The sequence below is a fragment of the Formosa sp. F44 genome, from assembly GCF_056238645.1.
Genome location: NZ_JBWDLJ010000001.1, coordinates 1062565 through 1085745, shown reverse-complemented (window position 1 = coordinate 1085745; position 23181 = coordinate 1062565). Strand labels below are relative to the sequence as shown.

Genomic DNA, 23181 nt, shown 5'->3' with positions numbered 1-23181 from the left:
ATTAAAAAAGCTTTTGAAGTTCCGAAAATTGGTCTACTACTTGTGTCGGGTTGTAATCTGCTATATTCTCGTTATAATTGTACCCGTAACTCACACCAATGCTATGCATATCTGCATTTTGGGCCGCAAGAATATCGTTTTTAGAATCGCCAACCATAATAGATTTTTCTATAGTGCTTCCTAGTTTATCTACTAAATGAAATAGAGGTGTAGCGTCTGGTTTTTTCTTAGCTAAAGAATCTTCGCCAACCCATAGAGAAAAGAAGGATTTAATCTCTAATTTATCTAAAATAGGTTCTATAAAACTAAATGGTTTATTGGTGCAAATAGCCAATTTATAGCCTTTTTTCTTTAAATAAATTAGAGTATCATGTACACCGGGATACATAAAAGTGTCTTTGCAAGTCACCGCTTTGTAGGCTTCAAAATATATTTTAAAGGCTTCATTTAAAAAATCTTCAGAAATGTCTTTATCAGGCATAGCAAATTCCAAAGCGCGTTTAACAAGCGGTTGGGCTCCATTTCCTATAAATGGAGTTACTTGAGCAATGGTTAAAGCAGGTGCTTTATAATGCGATAACATTTTATTTACGGCTAAGGTAAGATCTGGAATACTATTGATAAGCGTACCATCAAAATCGAATATGATAAGTTCTTTGTCTTTAAAATTCATCATGTGTATTTTAACACAAAGATGCGGAAGTTTTAATACAATAGTAAGTGTTTAACATACTTTTGAATACAATAAACGGTTAACGATCTATTTTTCAATTTATGATAATAAATGAATGTATACGTCATGATTATTGCTAAATTCTATGCCAATTATTGACACACCACAATGTATGTATCTTAAATTAAAAAGATAAATTAGGGTATTATTAGGAATTTCAGTACAGAAGATTTCTCTTGTTTAAATTCAATTATGGGTTAATAATTTACCGTTCTCAAATCGGTTAGGACTTATTATTTTACTAAAATCTGTTAAGTTAATTTCTATATTTGGATTATTGATAAATAACAATGGTTTTTTTCCGTAAAACGATGCCCACATAGAATATGTGCTAGGAGGGCCACATAGATAATCACATTTGCTTAATGCATATAAATCGTCCATAAGATTTGCGTTTTTTACTTGAAATACAGAATGATTCTCAAAATTTTTCGTATTAATTTTCTCGTTAGAGCACAGTAAAAATGTAACTTTAATATTTTCCTTAAATTGTTTCTCTAGTTGAGCTAAGAATTTCTCATAAGTTTTATCTGTATAATAATATTTACCATTTAGGTAGTTCTTATAATCTCCTCTTCTTATATGAACCCCTATAATTACTTCATACATTTTTCGTTTTTCTAATATAAAATTATCAACCTTTGCCTTGGTATTTTTTTTAGGAGTAAACAAGTGCCTAATGTCAGCATTGTTGTATAGTTCTATATTGGGCTTTTTATGATGCCATGATTCGATTAAAACAAGTTTTCTTTTTAGGTTTATTTTATTCAATCTCTTGTTTTTATCGTAGAGAATATTTAGTCTTCTTAAAATTGTTTTGAGAAATGCTTTGTTTATTAATTTATATAAAAAACTGTTATTTATAAATATTATATTTTTTTTTAATTTTAAATTATCAAAGTCATTATAATAATCATAGAATCCAATTATTATTAATATATAATTATTATTTAGGGCATCAATGATGAATGGAGTGTAAGCCCATAATCTATTACATAATTGGCCTTGTTTATCAATTAATACAAGCATTTTTTTTTCGTAAAATTAATGCGAATAAATTAAATGTTATTACGGAATACCGTATTACAAGACATATATTTTAAAAAAAAATTTTAATGTATAAAATAAATTATAATTAAAATGTCATGGTAGTTCTCACATTAAAAACTCTCGGCGTTAGGTAATTTGGAATGGCGTATTGGCGTTTGCTATAGACATCGCGTACCCAAGTATTGGTGATTGAGTTTTGAGCATCAAATACATTGAAAATCTCGAAGCCTACAGATAGATATTTAAATGGTTTTTTCCATCCGTTGTCAAAGGCTTTGCTTTCATCTACTATAACGTACTGTAATCCTAAATCGGCTCGTTTATAATCCGGTAATCTGTTCTGGTAGTCGTATGGGTCTGCGTAACTCGGTGAACCTCCAGGTAAACCAGTATTATAAACTAGGTTTAAATACATTTTCATTTCTGGCATATTGGGCACATAATCCTGGAATAACGCCCCAAATTTTAAACGCTGGTCTGTAGGTCTAGCAATAAAGCCACGATCGTCTATATTTTCTTCAGTTTTTAAATATCCGAAACTAAACCATGATTCTGTTCCTGGCACAAACTCTCCGTTAATACGTAGGTCCAATCCGTAGGCATAGGCTTCAGCATTATTATCTGCTTGGTAGCGTATACGTACATTTTCTAAAGTATACGGATTAACATCTGTCATCTTTTTGTAATACGCTTCTGTGGTTAATTTAAAAGGACGTTCCCAAATTTGAAAACTATAATCGTTTCCTGCTACAAAATGAATGGATTTTTGCGCTTTCACATCGGGATTTACGGTACCTGTAGAATCTCTTAATTCTCTGTAGAATGGAGGCTGATAATATAATCCTCCAGAGATTCTAAACAGCATATCGTGTTTCCAATTGGGTTTTATTGCGAATTGTCCACGCGGACTAAATACGGTTTGAGACGATTTATCGATATCATCGCCATTTACAGTCCAAGACTGGGAGCGGACTCCGGCATTTGCCCACACCTCGTGCTCACCAATTTCAAATCGACGACTCCATTGTACATACGCTTGAAGTCTATTTATAGTTGTATTATTTGTAGCGCGTACATTTTGAAAAGCAACCAATGGTCCTTCATAAGCTTTGTAAGGTTGATTGTTTGGATTTCTAAATTTTGGCGGATTGATAGAAAAACCAGCTGAATCTATAATTTCCCATTCTACTAAACGGTCTCGAATATCTTCATTTGTAAGTTTAACCGACCAGTCGAAATCATTTCCGTTGGTTGTGTAACTTCCTTTGTGTTCTATGGTCGAAATTAAGGCGTCTAAATCGTTACGTCCGTGATTTAATTGGCCGCCAATTCCTTCACTGTATTCCACTTCTCCTAAATCTTCGTCTCCAATATTGCTATTAACTTCCCCTAAGCGATATTGTGCTAGAATATCGAAATACTCTTCTTCCGTAGTATGGTAAGAAGATCCTATAAGGTGCAATTTTAAGTCATCACTAACGTCGTAAGTAGCTTGTAACGCTCCAAAAAGGGTTTGATAAGCATCTTTTTCTTGTCCGTCGTAAAAAACTAATAAGGCAAGCGGATTATTTATAGTTCCAAAATTAGTCTGGCGCGTTTCGGGTTCGTAATTGTATTTATTTATAGAGGCATTTCCTAAAAAGTTTAGACTAAATTTATCTGTAAACTGATAAGTTAAATAGGTTTGTATGTCTGCAAATTTCGGATCGTAATTGGTTTGAGTTTCTTTGGCATCTACCAATAAACTATTATCGCGGTATCGCATTCCAACCAACGCGGTTAGTTTTGAATCTTTACTAACGCCTTCAACAGTTAAGCTTCCTCCAAGTAGACTTAAGTCGGTATTAATAGCAAAATCCACAGGCTTTCTATAGGTAATATCTAAAACAGACGATAATTTATCGCCGTATTTTGCTTGAAATCCACCAGCCGAAAAATCTACATTCTGAGTCATATCGGCATTTACAAAACTTAAACCTTCTTGCTGTCCTGAACGCACTAAAAAAGGTCTGTACACTTCAATACCATTTACATACACTAAATTCTCGTCGTAATTTCCACCACGAACCGAATACTGAGTACTTAATTCGTTATTACTACTTACTCCTGGAAGTGTTTTTAAAAGGTTTTCAATACCTGGATTTGCCCCAGGTATTTTACGAATTACAGCAGGATTCAAATTTACAATACCTTGAACATCTTTACGTGTGGTTCCCGATAAAATAACCGTTTCAATTTGTTCTACATTGGGGTTCATTACTGGATTAAATTCAAAAAATTCACCGTTTTTTAAATTAAAACTAGCAGTAATAGACTTAAATGATACATGTGAGTAGGTGATGGTAATGTTTTTACTATCAGGTATTTTAATGGCATAAAATCCGTTTTCGTTAGATTGTGTTCCAATATTATTTGCGGTAATGTTAACGTTAGGAATAGGATGATTTAATTCGTCTAAAATAACACCTTGAACCGTACCATTTTGAGCTATGGAAAACAAGGGTATTAAAAAATATAATACGTTTAAAAGTAAACGATTGTAGTTGTGAGTTGTGTTCATTATTTTCTGTGAAACCGAGCTTCAAAAGTAGAACTATTTCCTACATTATCGGTAACTATTAGTTTAAAATCGTTGTGGGGCTCTGTGCTTATTTGGTCGTTAAAATCGTAAGTTAAGGAATTCGATTTGTATTCGTATTCCATTAAAATCCACTTTCCGTTAATTGTAGCTCTATAATCTGAAATGCCAGATAAATCGTCTGTAATTTTAACCTTTAGAGTTTTAGCATTGCTAATCCACTGCTCGTCTTTAAAATTAATTGGAGTGATTTTAGGTGCAATAGTATCCGAAGCAATGGTATAATACCCTAAACTTTTAGTTAATGTACTTAAGGTGTTTTCTGCTCTAGTTGTAGTCGAATATTTTGGCCATTTTTTATAACCGACTAATTCTGCAATAAATAATTTCTCTTTGTCTGCGTCGTTATATTTAGAAATGTCGAAGGTTATATTAAAACTTTTTCTTGCGGCATGACCTATAGGAAGTAACTGTAAGGTGTCGTTAGTACTTTTAAAATCGATAAAGAAATCGTCGTAAAAGGTGTTCTTGTAAAAGGTAACAGTGGCATTCTCTTCGGCTAAAGTTGTGGCCTGATTAGCGTATATATAATTTGGGGTAACTTCGTAAGCCTTTTTTAATACGTCCTGACTGAATTTACCGTCGATAGGTACAGTAACCCAACTTTCGTTATTACGAAAATCGCTTACTTTTATTTTGTAGACACCCGAAGTACTGTCGGTAATAGTTAGATGTCCCTGATCAAAAGTGTTTTTGTATAGACTTAAGCCATTGTTGGTGTCGACAAATAATTTCTGAATTTTATCTTTTTCAGTTTTGTAAATATCATAATCAATTAAGCGGTTAATATCATTGGTTTCGTAAAAAGAAAAGGTACTAAAATCAATTTCAAAATTAGTACTTCCATTAAACTGTGTTTGTATGTTATACACACCATTTTTATTATTCGCTAAATCCTGACGGTCTATGGTCTCAATACCGAAACCAATTTTACCAACTGCAGTAATAGATTCTGCCATATAGTTTCCATCTGCTAATCTAGTAATTCTGACAGGTTGCTTATTAGCCGATTTATTAATTTGGGCGTCTTCGCTAATGGGGTAGGCGTATAAGCCACTAATTAATGGTTTTGTGGTGTCCTTTGTGTTAATTCCAAATAACATCGGATTCATAGGATGTTCATTCTTATCTCTTATTTCGAAATGTAAATGAGGACCTGCAGAGCTTCCTGTGTTACCGCTATAGGCAACAAGTTCTCCTTTTTTAACAACCAACGCTTTAATAGGAGGAAACAATTCGATGCCATAAGTTTCTTGCTCGTATTGGCGTTCTTTTAAATACGCTTCTATTTTTGGAGCGAGTTTAGAGAGGTGTGCATACACTGTCGTATATCCGTTAGGATGTGTAATATAGAGTGCTTTACCGTAACCAAAAGGTGAGATTTTAATACGACTTACAAAACCATCGGCAGAGGCTAAAACTTTTAAACCTTGACGTTGTTGCGTTTTTATATCCATACCCGAATGAAAGTGATTGGGTCGCAACTCTGCAAAAGTTCCTGCAAGCACAGTTGGAATTTCTAACGGATTCGCAAAATAATCTTGAGGATAAGGATTTTGTGAATACATTATAAGCGGAAGAAAAATAAATAAGAATAAGGGAATTCGCATATATGAAAATTGAGGCACTAAAGTAATTATTTGATGCCAATATGCAAAGTATAAATTTACATTAGGCTCACATCATATTGAAAATGAGAGTTAACGAAGAATTTTAAATTTTATAGGCAAAACAATTGTTATTTTTCCCAAGGTATCTTAACTTTGTGAGATAAGTATGGTAATTGCAAATGAGTAATATTGAAGAAATTGTAGATGCTCTAGAAGTTAAAATTAGCAAGATGCTACGCAAAGTTAATGCGTTACAGCAAACAAATGCTAAGTTACAAGAGGATTTAATTCAATCTCAGAACAACCTTCAATTGAAACAGCGAGAAAATGAAGCTTGGGAAGAAAAATATGAAGCGCTCAAAATTGCAAAAAGTATGCTTGGCAGTGACGATAATACAAAAGAAACTAAGCTTAAAATAAATTCATTAGTAAGAGAGATAGATTATTGTATTTCACAACTCTCTGAATAATGTAATCATACATTGATTTTATGTCAGAGATGCTGAAAATTAAACTTTCTATTGCTAACAGAGTATACCCGTTAACGATTGCTCCAGAGCAAGAAGAGGGTTTGCGTAAAGCGGCAAAGGAAATAGAAGCAATGATTAAACAATTTGAGCAAAGTTATTCTGTTAGAGATAAACAAGATGTTTTAGCGATGTGTGCTTTACAATTTGCATCTCAAGTAGAACAAAAACAAATAGATAAAGAGTCTGTTAGTGAGCATGTCGAAGAGAAGTTAGTCGCTTTAAATCGGTTGTTACACGAACAATTAAATTCTTAACGTTCTTTAAAATAAACACAGTTACTGCCTGTATTGGTCATTTTTTTTGATAAACTCAACGTTAATTCTTTAAAGAGGGTGAGTTTAAGTTGTAAAAGCATGCTGCTAGTATTGAATACGTTCAATATTTGGGCAGATCCTTGATCAGCTTGTTAGCCCTAAACTTGTTTTTAAGGAGTTTATACAAAACTATAAAACCGATACAGGCTTTTTTTATATATAATAATTACTAACCTTAACCCATGGATAACTCAATTATATTGATTGCAGGAGGGGCGCTACTTGGCGTCATCATAGGCTTTATCATAGCCAGAACATTAGAGAAAAGCAATGCCGCTAAAGGTATTTCAAGCGCAAAAGCAGAAGCGCAACGAATTATAAAAGAAGCTACTAGCGATGGAGAATCCATCAAAAAAGATAAAATATTACAAGCTAAAGAAAAGTTTATAGAGCTTAAATCTGAGCACGAAAAAGTAATCTTAGCACGTGATAAAAAAATGGCTGATGCCGAAAAGCGTACTAGAGATAAGGAGTCTCAATTGTCTAACGAGCTTTCTAAAAACAAAAAACTAAATTCAGAGATAGAAGTTAAAATTAAAGATTTTAACTACAAATTAGATTTCTTAGACAAAAAAGAAGCAGAGATAGAGCGCCTACATAAGAGTCAGATTGATCAATTAGAAGTTATTTCTAGTTTATCGGCAGAAGAAGCAAAATCACAATTAGTAGAATCTTTAAAAGGTGAAGCTAAGAATGATGCTTTAGCGTTTATACAAAGTACCATTGAAGAATCTAAACTTACTGCTCAACAAGAGGCAAGAAAAATTATAATCAACACCATTCAACGTATCGGTACAGAAGAAGCAGTAGATAATTGTGTATCTGTATTTAATATTGAAAGTGACGATGTTAAAGGACGTATTATTGGTCGTGAAGGACGAAATATTCGTGCTATAGAAGCCGCTACCGGAGTGGAAATTATTGTAGATGATACGCCAGAAGCTATTATCTTATCATGTTTTGATTCTGTTCGTCGTGAGGTTGCACGTTTATCGTTACACAAATTAGTAACAGATGGACGTATTCACCCAGCACGTATCGAGGAAATTGTTAAGAAAACAAGAAAACAAATTGAACAAGAAATTATTGAAGTTGGTAAACGTACAGTAATCGATCTTGGAATTCATAATTTACATCCTGAGCTTATTAAAATGGTAGGACGTATGAAATACCGTTCGTCTTACGGTCAGAACTTGCTACAACACTCGCGTGAAGTTGCTAAGCTTTGTGGAATCATGGCAGCAGAATTAGGCTTAAATCCTAAATTAGCTAAACGTGCTGGATTATTACACGATATCGGTAAAGTGCCAGATGCCGAGGCAGACATGGAAACACCACACGCAATTTTAGGAATGCAGTGGGCTGAAAAGTTTGGAGAGAAAGACGACGTTATAAATGCTATTGGAGCACACCACGACGAAATCGAAATGAAATCGTTATTAGCACCAATTATTCAGGTTTGTGATGCCATTTCAGGAGCAAGACCAGGAGCAAGACGTCAAGTTTTAGATAGTTATATCCAACGTTTAAAAGACTTAGAAGATATCGCTTTCGGTTTCCCAGGAGTGAAGAAAGCTTACGCTATTCAAGCTGGTAGAGAATTACGTGTTATTGTTGAAAGTGAAAAAGTAACCGATCAGAACGCATCGGATTTATCATTCAACATTTCTCAAAAAATCCAAACGGATATGACATATCCAGGTCAAGTAAAAGTGACTGTAATTAGAGAAACAAGAGCAGTAAATATTGCAAAATAGTACGTAAATTACATATTTTATACAACAAAAAAAATCCAGCTATTTAGCTGGATTTTTTTTGTTTAAACACTACCGGTAAATATTTAGGAGATCTACATAATAATATCTAAACGGTTTGCCAGACATTATATTTAGAGTGGTTATTTTAGTTTAATTCCTTTAAAACATCGATCTACTATTATTAAAAGGCTAATGTAATTTTAGATATGTGCGGACATAAAAAAAACACATTAAATGTCGTGACAAGATCATTTTAATGTGTTTTTATTTTATGGATATGAGTGCTTCTAAATCTTTTTTTAAGATTTTAAGAAGGTAAGTAGCGGTTTAATAAAACGCTCAAAACTTTCAATATGCGGTAAGTGTCCAATATGATCTAACTCGACCAATTGTGCATTTGGTATTGCATCTCTTGTCTTTTTACCTAACTCATTATACAGTCCCATGGTTTTTCTTACAGCCTCAGATACTAAAGGCTTTCCTAAAGCAGTTCTATCTCGAGTCCCTATAATAAGTAAGGTTGGAGAACTTATTTCGCTAAATTCGTACACTACTGGCTGAGTAAAAATCATGTCGGAGGTTAAGGCTGCATTCCAAGCAACGGTTTCATAATCAGAATTTAAAGTCCAACCCGCTAATAAATTTACCCACTGGTCGTATTCAGGTTTCCAATTATTATCGTAATAACTAACCAACTGATATTTCTTTATGCTTTCGTAACTCTTCTTTAATTCACTTTTATAATTCTCTTCAACCGATTGGTAAGGTGCTTTTAATTTCCAATCTTCTAATCCGATTGGATTTTCTAAAATCAATTTTTCGGTAATATCTGGATACATTAAAGCAAATCGGGTAGCTACCATACCACCCATGGAATGACCTAAAACTGCGGTTTTTGTAATATTTAACGTGTCTAAAACAGCTTTTGTGTTTTGTGCGAGTTGCTGAAAGGTATAGTGAAAATGATCTGGTTTAGACGATTTTCCGAAACCAATTTGGTCTGGAACGATCACTCTAAATCCGGCTTGCGTTAAACTTTGGATGGTTGTTTTCCAGTACGCTCCATTAAAATTCTTACCATGCAATAGCATAACATTTTTACCATTGTAATTAGATGGTTTTATATCCATGTAAGCCATCTCCAAATCCTGATTTTGAATATGAAGATCAATTTTTTTAACCTCGTATGGATATTCGTAATTAGATAATTGTAAATCTAACCATTGTAAATCTTCACCTTGTGCTTGGATGAGATTTTGAGACATTATAAGTATTGTGAAAAGTAAAATTGTTTTTTTTATCATAATCTTAATTACTGTTTTTTGTGGGAATGCTTTTAATAAAATAATCGTCTAAGACTTCTAGTTTTACTTCGGCAACCCCTTGATTTATTAAGTCTAATTTTTTTGCGGCAGCTTCAGAAACATCTATAATTCTACTTTTAGTATGCGGACCACGATCGTTGACTCTAACGACCACAGATTCACCATTGGTTAAATTTGTAACGATTACTAAAGTGTCGAATGGTAATGTAGGATGTGCTGCTGTAAGATAATCTTTATTGTATTTTTCTCCGCTTGCTGTATTTTCTCCATGAAACGTATTACTATAATAAGACGCAACTCCTGTAGTTTGTGCAAGTGCGAACTGACTAGAAAGTGCAATACATAAAATAGATATAAATTGAATTATAATTTTCATATTAGAAAAGATACAACAATAGGTTTAAATAATTTTTTTAGCGCTTTATAGAATTATTCTTCGGTTTTAGTCGCGATAGGTTTTAGGACACCGTCGTAACTAATACTATTTCTATTACTACTATAAATAGTTAAAGATGCTGACTCGAGACTATATACTTGTAGCGTAACTGTTATTTTTTCATTTTTATTGGAGGTCGCATATTCTATAGTAGCTCTTCGTTTTTTATCGTTATAATTAACTTTGTAATCACTATATGTATTATCGAAAGAAATACCACCATCGCCACCATAGTTAGCTATTTGTACGATTCCAAAATAAGGTAATTCTGCTTTGGTTTGTGTACTATCTACAACTAAATAATTTGGGTTTCCAATTAAACTGATGCGTCTTCCTTTTTGAGTTGTGGCCCATTCGCCTTCAAAAGTAAAATGTTTATCTTCAATTAGCGATTTTACCTCTGCATATTCATGTTCCTGCTGTTCTAATTTTGCGGCTTTTCTTTCAGCTTTTGTTTGGGAGAAAGTGAACTGTATTCCAAAAACTAAAGCAATAATTAAAAAGATGTGTTTTTTCATGATATTTAATTTATTAGTAAGTAACAAATGATGTACCAAGATAAAAAATATGCTTTAATTTTATTTTTTAAAGATTTAAAATTAAGAGAATAAGAGCGTTAAATTCAAAAATTCTGGGTACAAATGTGATAAAGTATGGTGTTAAGGTATCGATTTTAAGCAGATTAACGTTTACTAAGAAATCGTTTTAACCATAAACCCGATTTTTTAACGGTGCGTTTCTGAGTTTTAAAATTTGTATAAATAATACCAAATCTTGGTTTAGTACCTTCTGCCCATTCAAAATTATCGACCAATGTCCATATAAAATATCCCTTAACAGGAATATTATTTTCAATAGCTTTAAGTGTGTATTTAAAGGTCTTTTTAAAATAGTTAATCCGATTTTTGTCGTTAACTTTTCCCTCAATTAATTCATCTTCAAAACACACACCAGATTCGGTTATGTAAATGTTTTTAATTCTCGGATAGGCATTGAATTTCTCTAAGACTTTATATAATCCTTTAGGATATATTTCCAAATTCATCGCGTTTATTTTGACGTCCCTTTTTTCGGCAGGGACTTCTTGAGCAAATAGAACAGGAGGGAGTAAGCTGAATTTTGCGACAATTTTAAAGTAATATTGTAGGCCAATAAAATCGAAATCGAAAGGCATTAATTCTTCATCTCCAGGTAAAACATATTTTTCAATTCTATTTAAACCAGGAATGGCATCCATGGGATAGCCTAAACCTAAAGTGGGTTCTATAAAAAATCTGTTGACTAAGGCATCTATCCGAGCGGCCGCTTTTTTATGGATAACACGACGGTTAAGTGGTGAAACATGTGAGCATGAAAACGTAGTGCCGATAATAGCATCTTTAACATTTTTACGGACAATTCTTCCGCCTATGGATTGGCAAAGTGTAGCATGATGTGCGGCGGGTAAGAAGTTTTTAAATCCTTTTTTACCTGGCGCGTGCATGCCTAAAAAATAACCTAATCCAACAAAACTCATAGGTTCATTTAAAATAATCCAAGTTTTTACTGTGGCGCCGTATTCTTTAGAGCAGAATTCGACATATGTTTTAAACCAATTTAAAATCTCTCGGTTAGTCCATCCGCCCTGATCTTCTAGTGCCTGTGGTAAGTCCCAATGGTACAAGGTCACCCAGGGCTCTATATTTAAGTCTATACAGGCTTGTATAAGGTCGTGGTAAAATGCTACGCCTTCTGGGTTGATTTCTCCAATACCGTGAGGAAATATACGAGACCACGATATAGAGAACCGAAAGCAATCTAAATTAAGGGCTTTAACTTTTAAAAGGTCCTCTTTATAGGTGTTATAAAAGTCTGTTGCTGTATTTCCATTTCCTTTTTTAAATGATTTACGATTTGTGAACGTATCCCATATTGAAGGGCCTTTACCATGTGTGTTGTATTCACCTTCATTTTGGTAAGAAGAAATTGCTGTACCCCATTTAAATGATTTTGGAAAATGTTTAGATTTCATGAGTTATAGGTATCTCATAATTAATTTAGTAAGTATATGTTAGCCTAAAAACCCTAAAATTAGGGTTTCCCTAGATAGCTTACCACATTTAAACTTTAAGAATAGATTAAGTTTAACTTAAGTTTTCTTCCTGTAAATCTTCATAAATTTGCTCTTTATAATACATTCAATTTGTAAGCAATAAAATTACAATATTAAACCTAATTTATAGTCGTATGAGTGCTAAAACATTAAATAATATAAAATATTCAGTATTAGATTTAGTTCCTGTTACTAAAGGAAATTCTGCGCAACATGCCATGAGAAATGCTTTAGATTTGGCGCAACACGTAGAAACTTTAGGATATTCTAGGTATTGGATTTCGGAACATCATAATATGGATAGTTTGGTAAGTTCTGCAACCGTGGTTTTATTAGGTTATATTGCTCAAGGCACGACTAAGATTAGAGTGGGTTCTGGAGGAATAATGTTGCCAAATCATGCGCCATTAGTTGTTGCAGAGCAGTTTGGAACATTAGCAACCCTGTATCCGGATCGTATAGATTTAGGTTTAGGAAGAGCGCCAGGAACAGACCAACGAACAGCTATGGCTTTGCGTCGCGATCGTCAGGAAAGTGTTCAGGATTTTCCGAATAATATTCAAGAATTACAGAATTATTTTACAAATGAAGATCTAGGCGAACCTGTAAGAGCGATTCCTGGAGAAGGTTTAGATGTACCCATTTACTTATTAGGTTCCAGTACATTTAGCGCAGATTTAGCCGCAAAAAAGGGATTACCTTATGCATTTGCGAGTCATTTTGCACCAGCACAATTATTTGATGCATTACATATTTATAATAATGCGTTTACCTCATCGTCGGCTTTACAACAACCTTATAGTATGGCTTGTGTAAATGTTATTGCAGCCGACACCGATGCCGAAGCGCATGTATTGGCTACCAGTTTATATCAATTAGCTATGGGAATTATTACTAATGTGCGTCGCCCGTTACAACCACCAGTGGAATCTATGACTGGTATTTGGAGTGAGGAGCAAAAAGCTATGATTACCAATATGCTACATTATACATTTATTGGATCTAAGGAAACCATTGAAAAAGAACTCAATGCGTTTGTATCCAAAACTCAAGTGCAAGAACTTATAGTCGTGTCTCATATATACGACCATGAAGCACGTAAAAAGTCTTATAAAATTTTAAGTGAAGTATTCACCTCTTAAAATATTTGGTAGCAAATCTTAAGAGGTGATGTTATCACTATTCTTCAAAAAAGAAGTTATGGATTTCAATTATGCTTCCCCGACCGATTTGAATTAGATAATATCTGATAAATTTTACGGCCTTTCGTATTTAATAAGTGTATAAAAGTTTAATCGATTCGTTTTAAGTTAAGATCTTGAAAATCGAAACTAAAATCTATATTAGGTGATATGCCTTTCATTTTAATTTGCATGGCTTTTCCTTCTTCATCTAAATTAAAGATGGCAAAGGCATCGCAAGGCATTTCGGTATATTCCCACTTTACAGCAAATGTGGTCGCCTTATAAAAATACATTTGTCCGTTTAATTTAGGAGAGCGCATAGAGGTAAACCAAAGAGATCCATTTTTTTCTGTAATAGTAATGTCTCCAAACCAAGGATCGTTATAAGTTCCGATATAATTTTTAAAATCGATTTTAATCTTTTTATTAGCCTCTACAGTTTTCCAAACAGCTGTGGTTACTTGATCTCCTTCTTTTTCTTGAAGCTGACTGTAATTTGATAATTCCGTAATCCAATCTTTTTTATCAATTCCTAAATACATATCTAATATGGTCTCTGGAATGGAATAAAAGGCATATCCTCCAGGGTCTGAGTTTGTTAATACTACAATACCTAAATTTAGTTCAGGAACTAAAATAGTTCGCGATAACATGCCCGGTAAACCGCCAGTATGTTCTGCAATTATTCTTCCTTTTTTATCCGAAATTTCCCAACCTAGTCCATAAGCAGAAAAGTGATTTTCAGTTCTCTTGTCGGCATATAATTCGAATCCCGTCATGGTGTGTGGTGCCCACATTTCTAATTGTCGGGCTTCAGAAAACAAGGCTTTAGACAATTCTGGACCATATTTACCCGCATTAAGTTGCATTAACATCCACCGACTTAAATCGTGTACACTCGCATTAATACCACCAGCAGCGGCAGCAAGCTCACCACCATCGTAGGCTTTTATTTCTGTTATTTCATTATTATAAGAACTATGTGGTATCGCTATATTGGCCTGCGATTCGATACGGTCTACAATAGGGACACTATTTTCCATACCTAGTGGATTGAAAATTCGAGTTTGAATAAAATCTGACCAAGATGTTCCAGTGATTCTAAAAATAACTTCTCCTGCAACGAGGTATAATAAATTGTCGTAATCGTATTTGGTTCTAAATGCTGAAACAGGTGTTTGGTATTGAAAGCTATTAATAACATCGCCTATCTTGAAATCACCTCCACCAGGAAATATCATTAAATCTCCTGCGCCTAATCCTAAACCACTTCTATGGGTAAGTAAATCGGTAATTGTAAAATTTGAAGTAACATAGTCGTCGTACATTTTGAATTCAGGAATATAATCTATGACGAGATCATTCCACGATAATTTACCTTCATCTACCAAAATTGCCAAGGCTGCCGAGGTAAAGGCTTTAGAATTCGAAGCAATGGCAAATAAGGTATGTTCATTTACTGGTGCTTTGGTAGATATCGATTTTACACCATATCCTTTAGAATGCAAAACTTTTCCATCTTTTACAACAGCAACAGCTAAACCGACATTATTTTTTAAATTCATAGATACAGCCACTAAAGAATCTATTTGAGAATTACTTATGCTCTGGGATTGGGCAATAAAGCTGTGTAAAACAAAGATTAAGAGTAATGTGGTGATTTTTAATTGAGACATAATAAATGATTTGTTGCGGTGCATATTAAAAAGGATTTAAAAGTATAAAAAATTACGTTCTATATCCTATTTTTTTACTGGGCTTGAGTGGACTTTAAGTAGTATAAATAATTCGAAATGCATAGTCTAGATAACTACAATAAAAACGAAGACTAGAATTTATAAAATGGATCGAAAAAGTTTCAAACGTTTGAAAAACAGGTGTCTCAATTAGTTGTTTGATAGCGTGTTATGGTATTTGTATTTAATCACTTGTTTTATTGATGAAAATGTATAAAACAATCATATTTAACAGTTTTTAACACTTCTTTAATTGGTTTCATTAAAAGGTTCTTAATTCGATGTAAAACTGTCATTTGTCATGTTTTAAATCTTCTTTAAATCTGAACTTTGAGTTATCGATTTAGAACATAGATTTAATATACAATAATATGAAAGTAGCAGAGTTAAAAAATTCAGACTTAAAGACTAAAGGCTTCCAAGATGGAGATTGGAATACAGCTATTAATGTACGTGATTTTGTGTACAGAAATATAACACCATATACAGGAAATCATAACTTTTTAATTGGGCCTAGCGAACGTACTAAAAAATTATGGGACGTTTGTAAAGATGCCACTAAAATAGAACGCGCAAACAATGGCGTACATTCTGTAGATACAGATATTGTTTCAGGAATTGCAAATTTCGAAGCAGGATATATAGATAAAGAAAACGAAACAATTGTTGGTTTACAAACTAACGGTTTATTAAAAAGAGCTATGAAACCTTTTGGAGGTTACAAAGTAGTTCAAAAAGCATTGGAGGAGATTGGTTTAAAACCAGCTAATCAAGTAGACGAATTATTCTCTAAATATGTTAAAACCCATAACGATGGTGTGTTTGATGCCTATAATGCTGAAATTAGAAAATTTAGATCTTTAGGATTTTTAACAGGATTACCAGATAATTATGCGCGTGGTAGAATAATTGGAGACTACAGAAGAATTGCTTTATACGGTATTGATACTTTAATTGCCGCTAAAAAACAAGATTTAGCAAACATTAAAGGCCCAATGACAGATGCTGTAATTCGCTTAAGAGAAGAAGTTTCTGAGCAAATTAAAGCGCTTAAAGAAATGATTACCATGGGTAATGCTTATGGTTTAGACCTGAGTCGTCCTGCAGATAATGCTCAAGAAGCTGTACAGTGGACATATATGGCCTATTTAGCTGCAGTAAAAGAACAAGATGGTGCTGCTATGTCTTTAGGTAATGTATCTACGTTCTTAGATATTTTCATCCAGAGAGATTTAGATAATGAAGTTATTGGAGAAATAGAAGCTCAGGAATATATCGATCAATTCGTAATGAAATTACGTATGGTGCGTCATTTAAGAATGTCTGCATACGACGAAATTTTTGCTGGAGATCCAACATGGGTAACAGAAGCTATTGGAGGTATGTTTAAAGACGGACGTACTAAAGTAACCAAAACGGCTTTCCGTTTCTTACATACATTATACAACCTAGGACCATCACCAGAACCAAATATTACAGTTTTATGGTCGCCTTCTTTACCAGAAAACTTTAGAAAGTATTGTGCTAAAGTCGCTATTGATACGTCTTCAATTCAGTTTGAAAATGATGATTTAATGCGTACTCTTAGAGGATCAGACGATTATGGAATTGCGTGCTGTGTGTCTTACCAAGAAATCGGAAAACAAATTCAATTCTTTGGGGCTCGTACTAACTTAGCAAAAACATTACTTTTAGCTGTAAATGCTGGTCGTTGTGAGATCACAGGTAAAAAAATGGTTAAAGGTATTGAAGTAGATAACGATGAGTATTTAGATTTCGATAAAGTAATGGCTAATTTTAAATTAGCAATGAAAGAAGTAGCTCGCGTGTACAACGATTCTATGAATATTATTCACTACATGCACGATAAATACTACTACGAAAAAGGTCAGATGGCTTTAATAGATACTAACCCAGATATTAATATCGCGTACGGTATTGCTGGTTTATCTATCGTAGCAGATTCTTTATCAGCTATTAAATATGCTAAAGTTAAACCAATCCGAAATGAAGAAGGATTAACTGTAAGCTTCGAAATTGAAGGTGAATTCCCTAAATATGGAAACGACGATGATCGTGTAGATATCTTTGCTCATGATGCTGTACAAGACTTTAACAACGAATTAAAAAAGTTAGCAGTCTACAAAAATGCAGAACCAACAATGTCTGTATTAACCATTACGTCTAACGTAGTTTATGGTAAAAAGACGGGAGCCACTCCAGATGGTCGAGCTAAAGGTGTGCCTTTTGCACCAGGAGCAAATCCAATGCACGGACGTGATACTAATGGCGCTATTGCATCTTTAAATTCTGTTGCTAAAATAGACTATAAAGATTCGCAAGATGGTGTATCAAATACATTCTCTATAGTGCCTAAATCTTTAGGATCTACAGACGAAGAACGTATAGATAACTTAGTAGCCACTTTAACCGGATACTTTGAGCATGGCGCACAACATTTAAATGTAAATGTATTAGATAAAGACACTTTATTAGATGCTATGGAACATCCAGAAAATCACCCGCAATTAACAATTCGTGTGTCTGGTTATGCTGTTAACTTTATAAGATTAACAAGAGAACAACAAATGGAAGTTATTTCACGTTCGTTCCACGAATCTATGTAAACGAAACTCTGTTTATTTAACTCCAAGAGGTATTCAAAAAACATAACGCACTAATTTTACTTCATTTATAAGTAATCTCCTTAAATTATTAGTGTAACTTATATTTTTGAATACCTCTTTTTTTTTAATTAAAATCTTATTACTATTAAAACTACAGATATAACCTTAAGTGTACATTCTATCGAGTCCTTTGGGACGCATGATGGTCCAGGAATTCGAATGGTTGTGTTTTTACAAGGCTGTAAATTAAAATGCCAGTATTGCCATAATCCGGATACTATAGACACTCACGGAGGTACAGAATACAATATTGAAGATCTTGTAAAACGCGCCGTAAGAATGAAATCTTATTTTGGTGATCGTGGTGGAGTTACCGTTTCTGGCGGCGAGCCTTTGTTGCAGTCAAAGAATTTAATTTCATTTTTTAAACGTCTAAAAGAAGAAGGCATTCATACTAATATCGATACCAACGGACGGTTATTAAATCATCCAACCAAAGAATTATTAGATGGTTATGCCGATTTGGTGATGCTGGATATTAAGCACATGACAGAAGAAGGGTTTCAGAAAATTGCTGGAGCGAAAAATAAAGAAACGACTTTCAATTTCGCAAAATACCGTGAAGATTCAGGAAAGAAAATGTGGTTACGGTATGTACTTATTCCAGGAATTACAAATACACCCGAATTGTTACATCAATTAGGATCGTATTTTAAAGATTATAAAACTATTGAACAAATAGAACTGCAACCTTATCATAAACTAGGTATTCATAAATGGGAAGCCTTAGGTTGGGAATACGAGCTTAAAGATGCAAGGGAGAATACTCAAGAAGAGCTAGATCAAGCGAAAGAGATCTTAGAAACGTACTTCAAAAAAGTAAAGGTGAATTAAAGCGTGTCTGGTTTTTAAAATTGAAAATATCATTATGAATACACCTAACGAAGGTATTAAAATAATTAACGAAATAGCTCTTAATAAAGAGGGATACACCGTAAAGAAAACATTAATTCTTGCGTTTTTAGCAGGTGCTTATGTGGCTTTTGGCGGATTGTTAGCCATAACGATTTCTGGAGGTTCACCTGAGATTATAGCACGAAATCCTGGTTTTGCAAAGTTTCTATTTGGAGCGGCATTCCCTTTAGGATTAATTCTTGTAGTTTTGGTAGGAGCAGAGTTGTTTACTGGGAATAATGCCTATTTTATTCCTAATATTTTAAGTAAAAAACAACGGGTTATAACCATGTTTAAAAATTGGGGGTTGGTGTATTTAGGCAACTTTATTGGCGCTCTTTTTATTGCATACGTTATAACACATTTAACACACCTTGTAAGTAAAGAACCGTATCTAGATATGGTTTATAGTATAGCACGAGGTAAAACAAGTCATTCGTTTTTAGTCACTTTTATAAAAGGTATCGGAGCGAATTGGTTAGTGTGTCTAGCCCTTTGGCAAGGTATCGCAGCCGAAAACTCAAGCGGTAAGATTATCGCTATTTGGTTACCTGTAATGGCTTTTGTAACTTTAGGATTCGAGCATAGTATTGCTAATATGTATTTTATTCCACTTTCAATTTTTGAAGGTTCAGGAATTACATGGAGCACATTTATATTTAAAAATTTAATTCCAGCGACTCTCGGAAATATCGTTGGAGGTGCTTTATTTGTAGGGTTACCTTACGGATATTTGTTTGGTAATACGGGAACTACCCCACAAAAAATTAAATCTAAGCTAAGACAATTAAGCAGAAATGCTTAATACAAATGCTCTTGCGAGCAAACAACTATTTTACTAGTACTTAAACCTCAATTTATATTGGGGTTTTCGTTTTTTTAAGGGGTACTTAAATGTGCTTGTTTAAACGAATCATTAAAATCGTTATAAAACAGAGTCGATTAAGTAGGACGAAGCGTGATTTTTTTAGAATTAAACCATTTTTGAACGTTAACAGGATTCGGAATAAAACCAGTTTGGTTATTATAGGCTTTTAGATAATGACTAAAGATATTCCTAAATAAGTCAACTAAAAGTTTAAGATTTAACTAGTAAAGAATGGGGGAGAATTAAGTCTCTGTATATAAAACAAAAGCCCCATAACATATTATGGGGCTTTTATTACTCTTAGTTTAGCGCTAATTTCTTCTCAATTAATTCATGCCAGGTATTAATAATCTGAATCTCGCCACTTAATTGCGTATTTACCGCTTCATTGTAAAATTCGAATTGTTGTTCTGGCGCCGATTTATCTTTAGGAATAAAGTCTAGTTTTAATCTTTCAATCGCATAAGAACTGCTTGTCGCGTGTAGGTCCTTTCCAAATTTTAATATTTTACAATCTTTATAATACGATAAATCTACACAGTTTTCAACCGAGTTATCTGCTGTTTTTTTGAAGAAGAAAACCAGGTTTTTAATGTTGTCCATCCCAATAATAAAATCGGCTCCTACATCGTAAATACTAATTTGGGCATCATGTTTATCTGCTAAAGTTTGTAACGATTTTAGTAAAGTGTTTTTTCTTTTTCTGCTTCCGCGACTTGATAATATAAAAGGTAAAGCGCAAATTGCTATAAAGAATGCGCTAAGGATCATTGTTCCAGTATTCATTGTAATGTGTTTTAAAATTATTTCATAAAAAGTGCAGATTATATAATTAAATATAACCTTGCTGTAGTAAACGGGTAGTGCGTAATCACACTAAAAAGGAATGATGTTTACCAGAAATAATGAAACGGGAAAATGGAATCGTTTTTACGATAATTAACCAACGTATTGGTTTGGTTAATTTTGTATTGTAAGAATTGTGAAGCTATTAATTGCTCACTAATTTTAGGAAACCAAACAGAGTTAAATAACGGAATCTTTAAAAAGTGACCTCCCGAAGAAGGAAATGATATCACTACATTTTCAGGCTCTGCAGTTAAACTGAAAATTGATTCAGAGACCTTTGAAACCTTCTGCTGTTGCTCTGGATTGTTTGGATGATAGGTGAAAGTTTCAGGCAGAGGCTGTGTTACACTGTACAGTGCAAAACAATATAATAGGCTTAAAAGTAAGCCTCCCGAAAATTTAACAACTTTTTTCACGTCGCAAATTTAAATGTTTCTAAATAATAAAGAATAGGTTTAAGGTAATTTATCAAAAAATTATGATAACCTACCCAATAAAATACCAGCCGTGGCTTCCTGCTACCGCTCCAAAAATGGTACATAAACTAAGAATAAGCAAAATCCAATGTGCGCGATGAATAATTCTAAATGCCTTATCTGGATTTTTTTCAACTTCTTTTCTAAATAATTTATGAAGTAAAAGCGGTTCTAAAACATATAATACCAATGTGAAGATAATCCACATTATTGTCATGGCATGAATCCACCAAAATCGAATATCTAAATATCTGCTCCAAGCATCCATTTCGTACATCATGTAAAAACCTGTAATTCCTGTAAGTAAGGTCGTGATTTTAGCTTGGGTGGCGAACTTACCTTCAATTTGCTCGAATGTCTGTAATTTATCCTCCTTCGTTTTCATTTTTTTTATTGCAGGAATAATAACGGTTGTGACCATAGAAACGCCACCAATCCATAACACAACGGCTAATACATGTATAACTCGGGCAAGGGTAAAAGTTTCCAAGGTGGGATAGAATTTAGTTTGAAAAATGTTATACTAAGTTAAAACAATAATCACTTCTATTTAAATATTTAAGTGAATAAAAAAGATGATTGATGATTTTTATTAATCTAAATCTATAATATCATAATTATTGATGCCTTATAGATGATGGGTATTGTATTTAAAGAAATTTTCAAGTTTTATAGTTTAATTTTGTTGTCTAAAATACAAACGTTACGCATGAATTTTACCACCTTCAATTCCTTTAAAAGTAGAAATTTTAGATTATTCTTTATGGGACAATCTGTATCGCTTTTAGGAACATGGATGCAGAAAACAGCGGTGAGTTGGGTAATTTACAGTTTAACGCAATCTAAATTTATGCTTGGTGTTACGGTGTTTGCAACACTATTTCCTACCGCAATTATGTCGCTTTATGGCGGTGTTATTGCAGATAGACATAATAGACACAGCGTATTATTAATTACTCAAATTGTCTCGTTACTTCAGGCTATTTTACTAACCATTTCTATTGTGTTTTTTAAAGACCATGCCGTTTGGACAATAATTGTGCTTAGTGCAGTTTTAGGTATTATAAATGGTTTCGATGTACCTGCAAGGCAGTCTTTGGTGCGTGAAATGGTAGATAATAAAGACGATTTACCTAATGCTTTAGCCTTAAACTCGTCTATGGTTAATCTGTCTAAATTAATTGGTCCTGCGCTTGCTGGTTTTATTTTAGAATCTTTTGGAGACGAAGTGTGTTTCGGAATGAATGCCATGAGTTTTATACCTGTAATTATTTCGTTGCTATTAATGCGCTTACCAAAACAGGAATTGAAACCGAAGGCCGATAGAAATATTAAAAATGAATTTAAAGACGCTTTTAACTATATAATCAGTACGCCTGAAATTCATTCGGTGTTAATTTTTGTGGGGCTCATGAGTTTATTTGTATTGTCGTTTACCACCTTAACACCAGCTTTTGCAAAAGATGTGTTTAATGGTTCGGCATCTACCTTAGGTGTAATCGATGGTATTATTGGTTTTGGTGCTTTTGTTGGCGCTATATTTCTAGCGTCTTTAAAACCTGGAGCGAATTTGGTTAAGGTATTAGCTATTAATTCCTTAGTTTTTGGAGTCGGACTTATATTATTCTCGGAAAGCACTAATTATTATATGGCTCTATTTTTTGTGGCGATAGCGTCTTTCGGAATGATGTCTGTTCGAACGATTACAAACACTATCATCCAAGTGAATGTACCTAATCATTTTAGAGGTCGAGTGATTAGTATTTACGTGATGACGTTAACCGGACTTTTACCCATTGGAAGTCTAGCTATAGGAAGCATATCGCATTATATTGGCGTACAGTCCATGGTTTTAATTCAAGGTGTTTGTGCCATAATTATTGCTCTTGTTTATGGGAAATATCTTAAAAAGCAAAAACTAAAGAAAGAGGCTGTAAACTTGCTAAAACAACGACCAGAGCAGGGCTTAGGAGTTAAATAACTTCTGTTATATGTTTATAAA

At 33.5% G+C, this 23181-nt stretch carries 20 protein-coding genes and 1 other RNA gene; 9 read left to right on the top strand and 12 right to left on the bottom strand.

Annotated features, from left to right (window positions below; translation table 11 throughout):
- Position 1: 1 nt before the first annotated feature.
- The 4 genes from AC0UBM_RS04640 to AC0UBM_RS04625 all read right to left on the bottom strand — a co-directional run bounded on the left by AC0UBM_RS04640 (position 2) and on the right by AC0UBM_RS04625 (position 6031).
- The gene (locus AC0UBM_RS04640; protein WP_475687827.1) at positions 2-676 is read right to left on the bottom strand and encodes a phosphoglycolate phosphatase; all 675 of its coding nucleotides are present in this window, start codon (positions 674-676) and stop codon (positions 2-4) included.
- A 243-nt stretch (positions 677-919) separates the two neighbouring features.
- Positions 920-1762, bottom strand: coding sequence for an alpha-1,2-fucosyltransferase (locus tag AC0UBM_RS04635; protein WP_475687826.1), 843 nt, complete (start codon positions 1760-1762; stop codon positions 920-922).
- A gap of 106 nt (positions 1763-1868) precedes the next feature.
- Positions 1869-4343, bottom strand: coding sequence for a TonB-dependent receptor (locus AC0UBM_RS04630; protein ID WP_475687825.1), 2475 nt, complete (start codon positions 4341-4343; stop codon positions 1869-1871).
- The gene (locus tag AC0UBM_RS04625; protein WP_475687824.1) at positions 4343-6031 is read right to left on the bottom strand and encodes a M23 family metallopeptidase; all 1689 of its coding nucleotides are present in this window, start codon (positions 6029-6031) and stop codon (positions 4343-4345) included. The genes AC0UBM_RS04630 and AC0UBM_RS04625 overlap by 1 nt, the downstream gene beginning before the upstream one ends.
- 179 nt (positions 6032-6210) lie before the next feature.
- Between AC0UBM_RS04625 and AC0UBM_RS04620 the strand changes: the two genes are divergently transcribed.
- The 4 genes from AC0UBM_RS04620 to rny all read left to right on the top strand — a co-directional run bounded on the left by AC0UBM_RS04620 (position 6211) and on the right by rny (position 8632).
- On the top strand, positions 6211-6501 hold the full coding sequence (locus AC0UBM_RS04620) for a hypothetical protein (RefSeq protein WP_414034300.1): 291 nt from the start codon (positions 6211-6213) through the stop codon (positions 6499-6501).
- 20 nt (positions 6502-6521) lie between these two features.
- Positions 6522-6815 (top strand): cell division protein ZapA, encoded by a 294-nt coding sequence (locus AC0UBM_RS04615; RefSeq protein WP_382381573.1) that lies wholly within the window; start codon positions 6522-6524, stop codon positions 6813-6815.
- 53 nt (positions 6816-6868) lie between these two features.
- Positions 6869-6996: non-coding RNA, 6S RNA (gene ssrS / locus AC0UBM_RS04610), on the top strand.
- Positions 6997-7057: 61 nt separating this feature from the next.
- On the top strand, positions 7058-8632 hold the full coding sequence (gene rny / locus AC0UBM_RS04605) for a ribonuclease Y (RefSeq protein ID WP_414034301.1): 1575 nt from the start codon (positions 7058-7060) through the stop codon (positions 8630-8632).
- A gap of 299 nt (positions 8633-8931) precedes the next feature.
- Here the strand turns inward: rny and AC0UBM_RS04600 are convergent, their stop codons facing one another.
- The 4 genes from AC0UBM_RS04600 to AC0UBM_RS04585 all read right to left on the bottom strand — a co-directional run bounded on the left by AC0UBM_RS04600 (position 8932) and on the right by AC0UBM_RS04585 (position 12404).
- On the bottom strand, positions 8932-9936 hold the full coding sequence (locus AC0UBM_RS04600; RefSeq protein WP_475687823.1) for an alpha/beta fold hydrolase: 1005 nt from the start codon (positions 9934-9936) through the stop codon (positions 8932-8934).
- A 4-nt stretch (positions 9937-9940) separates the two neighbouring features.
- Positions 9941-10333, bottom strand: a complete 393-nt coding sequence (locus AC0UBM_RS04595; protein WP_434035841.1) for a septal ring lytic transglycosylase RlpA family protein — start codon at positions 10331-10333, stop codon at positions 9941-9943.
- A 53-nt stretch (positions 10334-10386) separates the two neighbouring features.
- Complete coding sequence (locus tag AC0UBM_RS04590) at positions 10387-10911, bottom strand: DUF4251 domain-containing protein (RefSeq protein ID WP_475687822.1); 525 nt, start codon at positions 10909-10911, stop codon at positions 10387-10389.
- Between the two features lie 164 nt (positions 10912-11075).
- On the bottom strand, positions 11076-12404 hold the full coding sequence (locus AC0UBM_RS04585; protein WP_475687821.1) for a glycoside hydrolase family 1 protein: 1329 nt from the start codon (positions 12402-12404) through the stop codon (positions 11076-11078).
- A 215-nt stretch (positions 12405-12619) separates the two neighbouring features.
- Between AC0UBM_RS04585 and AC0UBM_RS04580 the strand changes: the two genes are divergently transcribed.
- Positions 12620-13627 carry an LLM class flavin-dependent oxidoreductase gene (locus tag AC0UBM_RS04580; protein ID WP_475687820.1) on the top strand — a complete coding sequence of 336 codons (1008 nt, stop codon included), beginning with the start codon at positions 12620-12622 and terminating at the stop codon, positions 13625-13627.
- 149 nt (positions 13628-13776) lie between these two features.
- Here AC0UBM_RS04580 and AC0UBM_RS04575 read toward each other — a convergent pair whose 3' ends face one another.
- Positions 13777-15345: a serine hydrolase gene (locus tag AC0UBM_RS04575; RefSeq protein ID WP_475687819.1), complete on the bottom strand. Its 1569-nt coding sequence runs from the start codon at positions 15343-15345 to the stop codon at positions 13777-13779.
- 431 nt (positions 15346-15776) lie between these two features.
- On the opposite strand from AC0UBM_RS04575, the gene pflB reads away from it, so the two are divergent.
- From pflB to AC0UBM_RS04560, 3 genes are all read left to right on the top strand, one after another.
- The gene (gene pflB / locus AC0UBM_RS04570; RefSeq protein ID WP_475687818.1) at positions 15777-18032 is read left to right on the top strand and encodes a formate C-acetyltransferase; all 2256 of its coding nucleotides are present in this window, start codon (positions 15777-15779) and stop codon (positions 18030-18032) included.
- A 138-nt stretch (positions 18033-18170) separates the two neighbouring features.
- Entirely contained in the window at positions 18171-18926 is a 756-nt protein-coding gene (pflA, locus tag AC0UBM_RS04565; protein ID WP_475687905.1) for a pyruvate formate-lyase-activating protein, read from the top strand.
- A 34-nt stretch (positions 18927-18960) separates the two neighbouring features.
- Positions 18961-19791: a formate/nitrite transporter family protein gene (locus AC0UBM_RS04560; RefSeq protein ID WP_414034309.1), complete on the top strand. Its 831-nt coding sequence runs from the start codon at positions 18961-18963 to the stop codon at positions 19789-19791.
- A 363-nt stretch (positions 19792-20154) separates the two neighbouring features.
- On the opposite strand, the gene AC0UBM_RS04555 is transcribed toward AC0UBM_RS04560, so the two are convergent.
- The 3 genes from AC0UBM_RS04555 to AC0UBM_RS04545 form a co-directional block, all read right to left on the bottom strand.
- The gene (locus AC0UBM_RS04555; protein ID WP_475687817.1) at positions 20155-20640 is read right to left on the bottom strand and encodes a hypothetical protein; all 486 of its coding nucleotides are present in this window, start codon (positions 20638-20640) and stop codon (positions 20155-20157) included.
- A gap of 107 nt (positions 20641-20747) precedes the next feature.
- Positions 20748-21119: a hypothetical protein gene (locus AC0UBM_RS04550; RefSeq protein ID WP_475687816.1), complete on the bottom strand. Its 372-nt coding sequence runs from the start codon at positions 21117-21119 to the stop codon at positions 20748-20750.
- 70 nt (positions 21120-21189) lie between these two features.
- A complete protein-coding gene (locus AC0UBM_RS04545) occupies positions 21190-21669 on the bottom strand; it encodes a hypothetical protein (protein ID WP_475687814.1) in 480 nt (159 codons plus the stop codon).
- Positions 21670-21888: 219 nt separating this feature from the next.
- Here AC0UBM_RS04545 and AC0UBM_RS04540 point away from each other — a divergent pair, with 219 nt between their 5' ends.
- Entirely contained in the window at positions 21889-23160 is a 1272-nt protein-coding gene (locus tag AC0UBM_RS04540) for an MFS transporter (RefSeq protein WP_475687813.1), read from the top strand.
- The last annotated feature ends 21 nt before the right edge of the window (positions 23161-23181 follow it).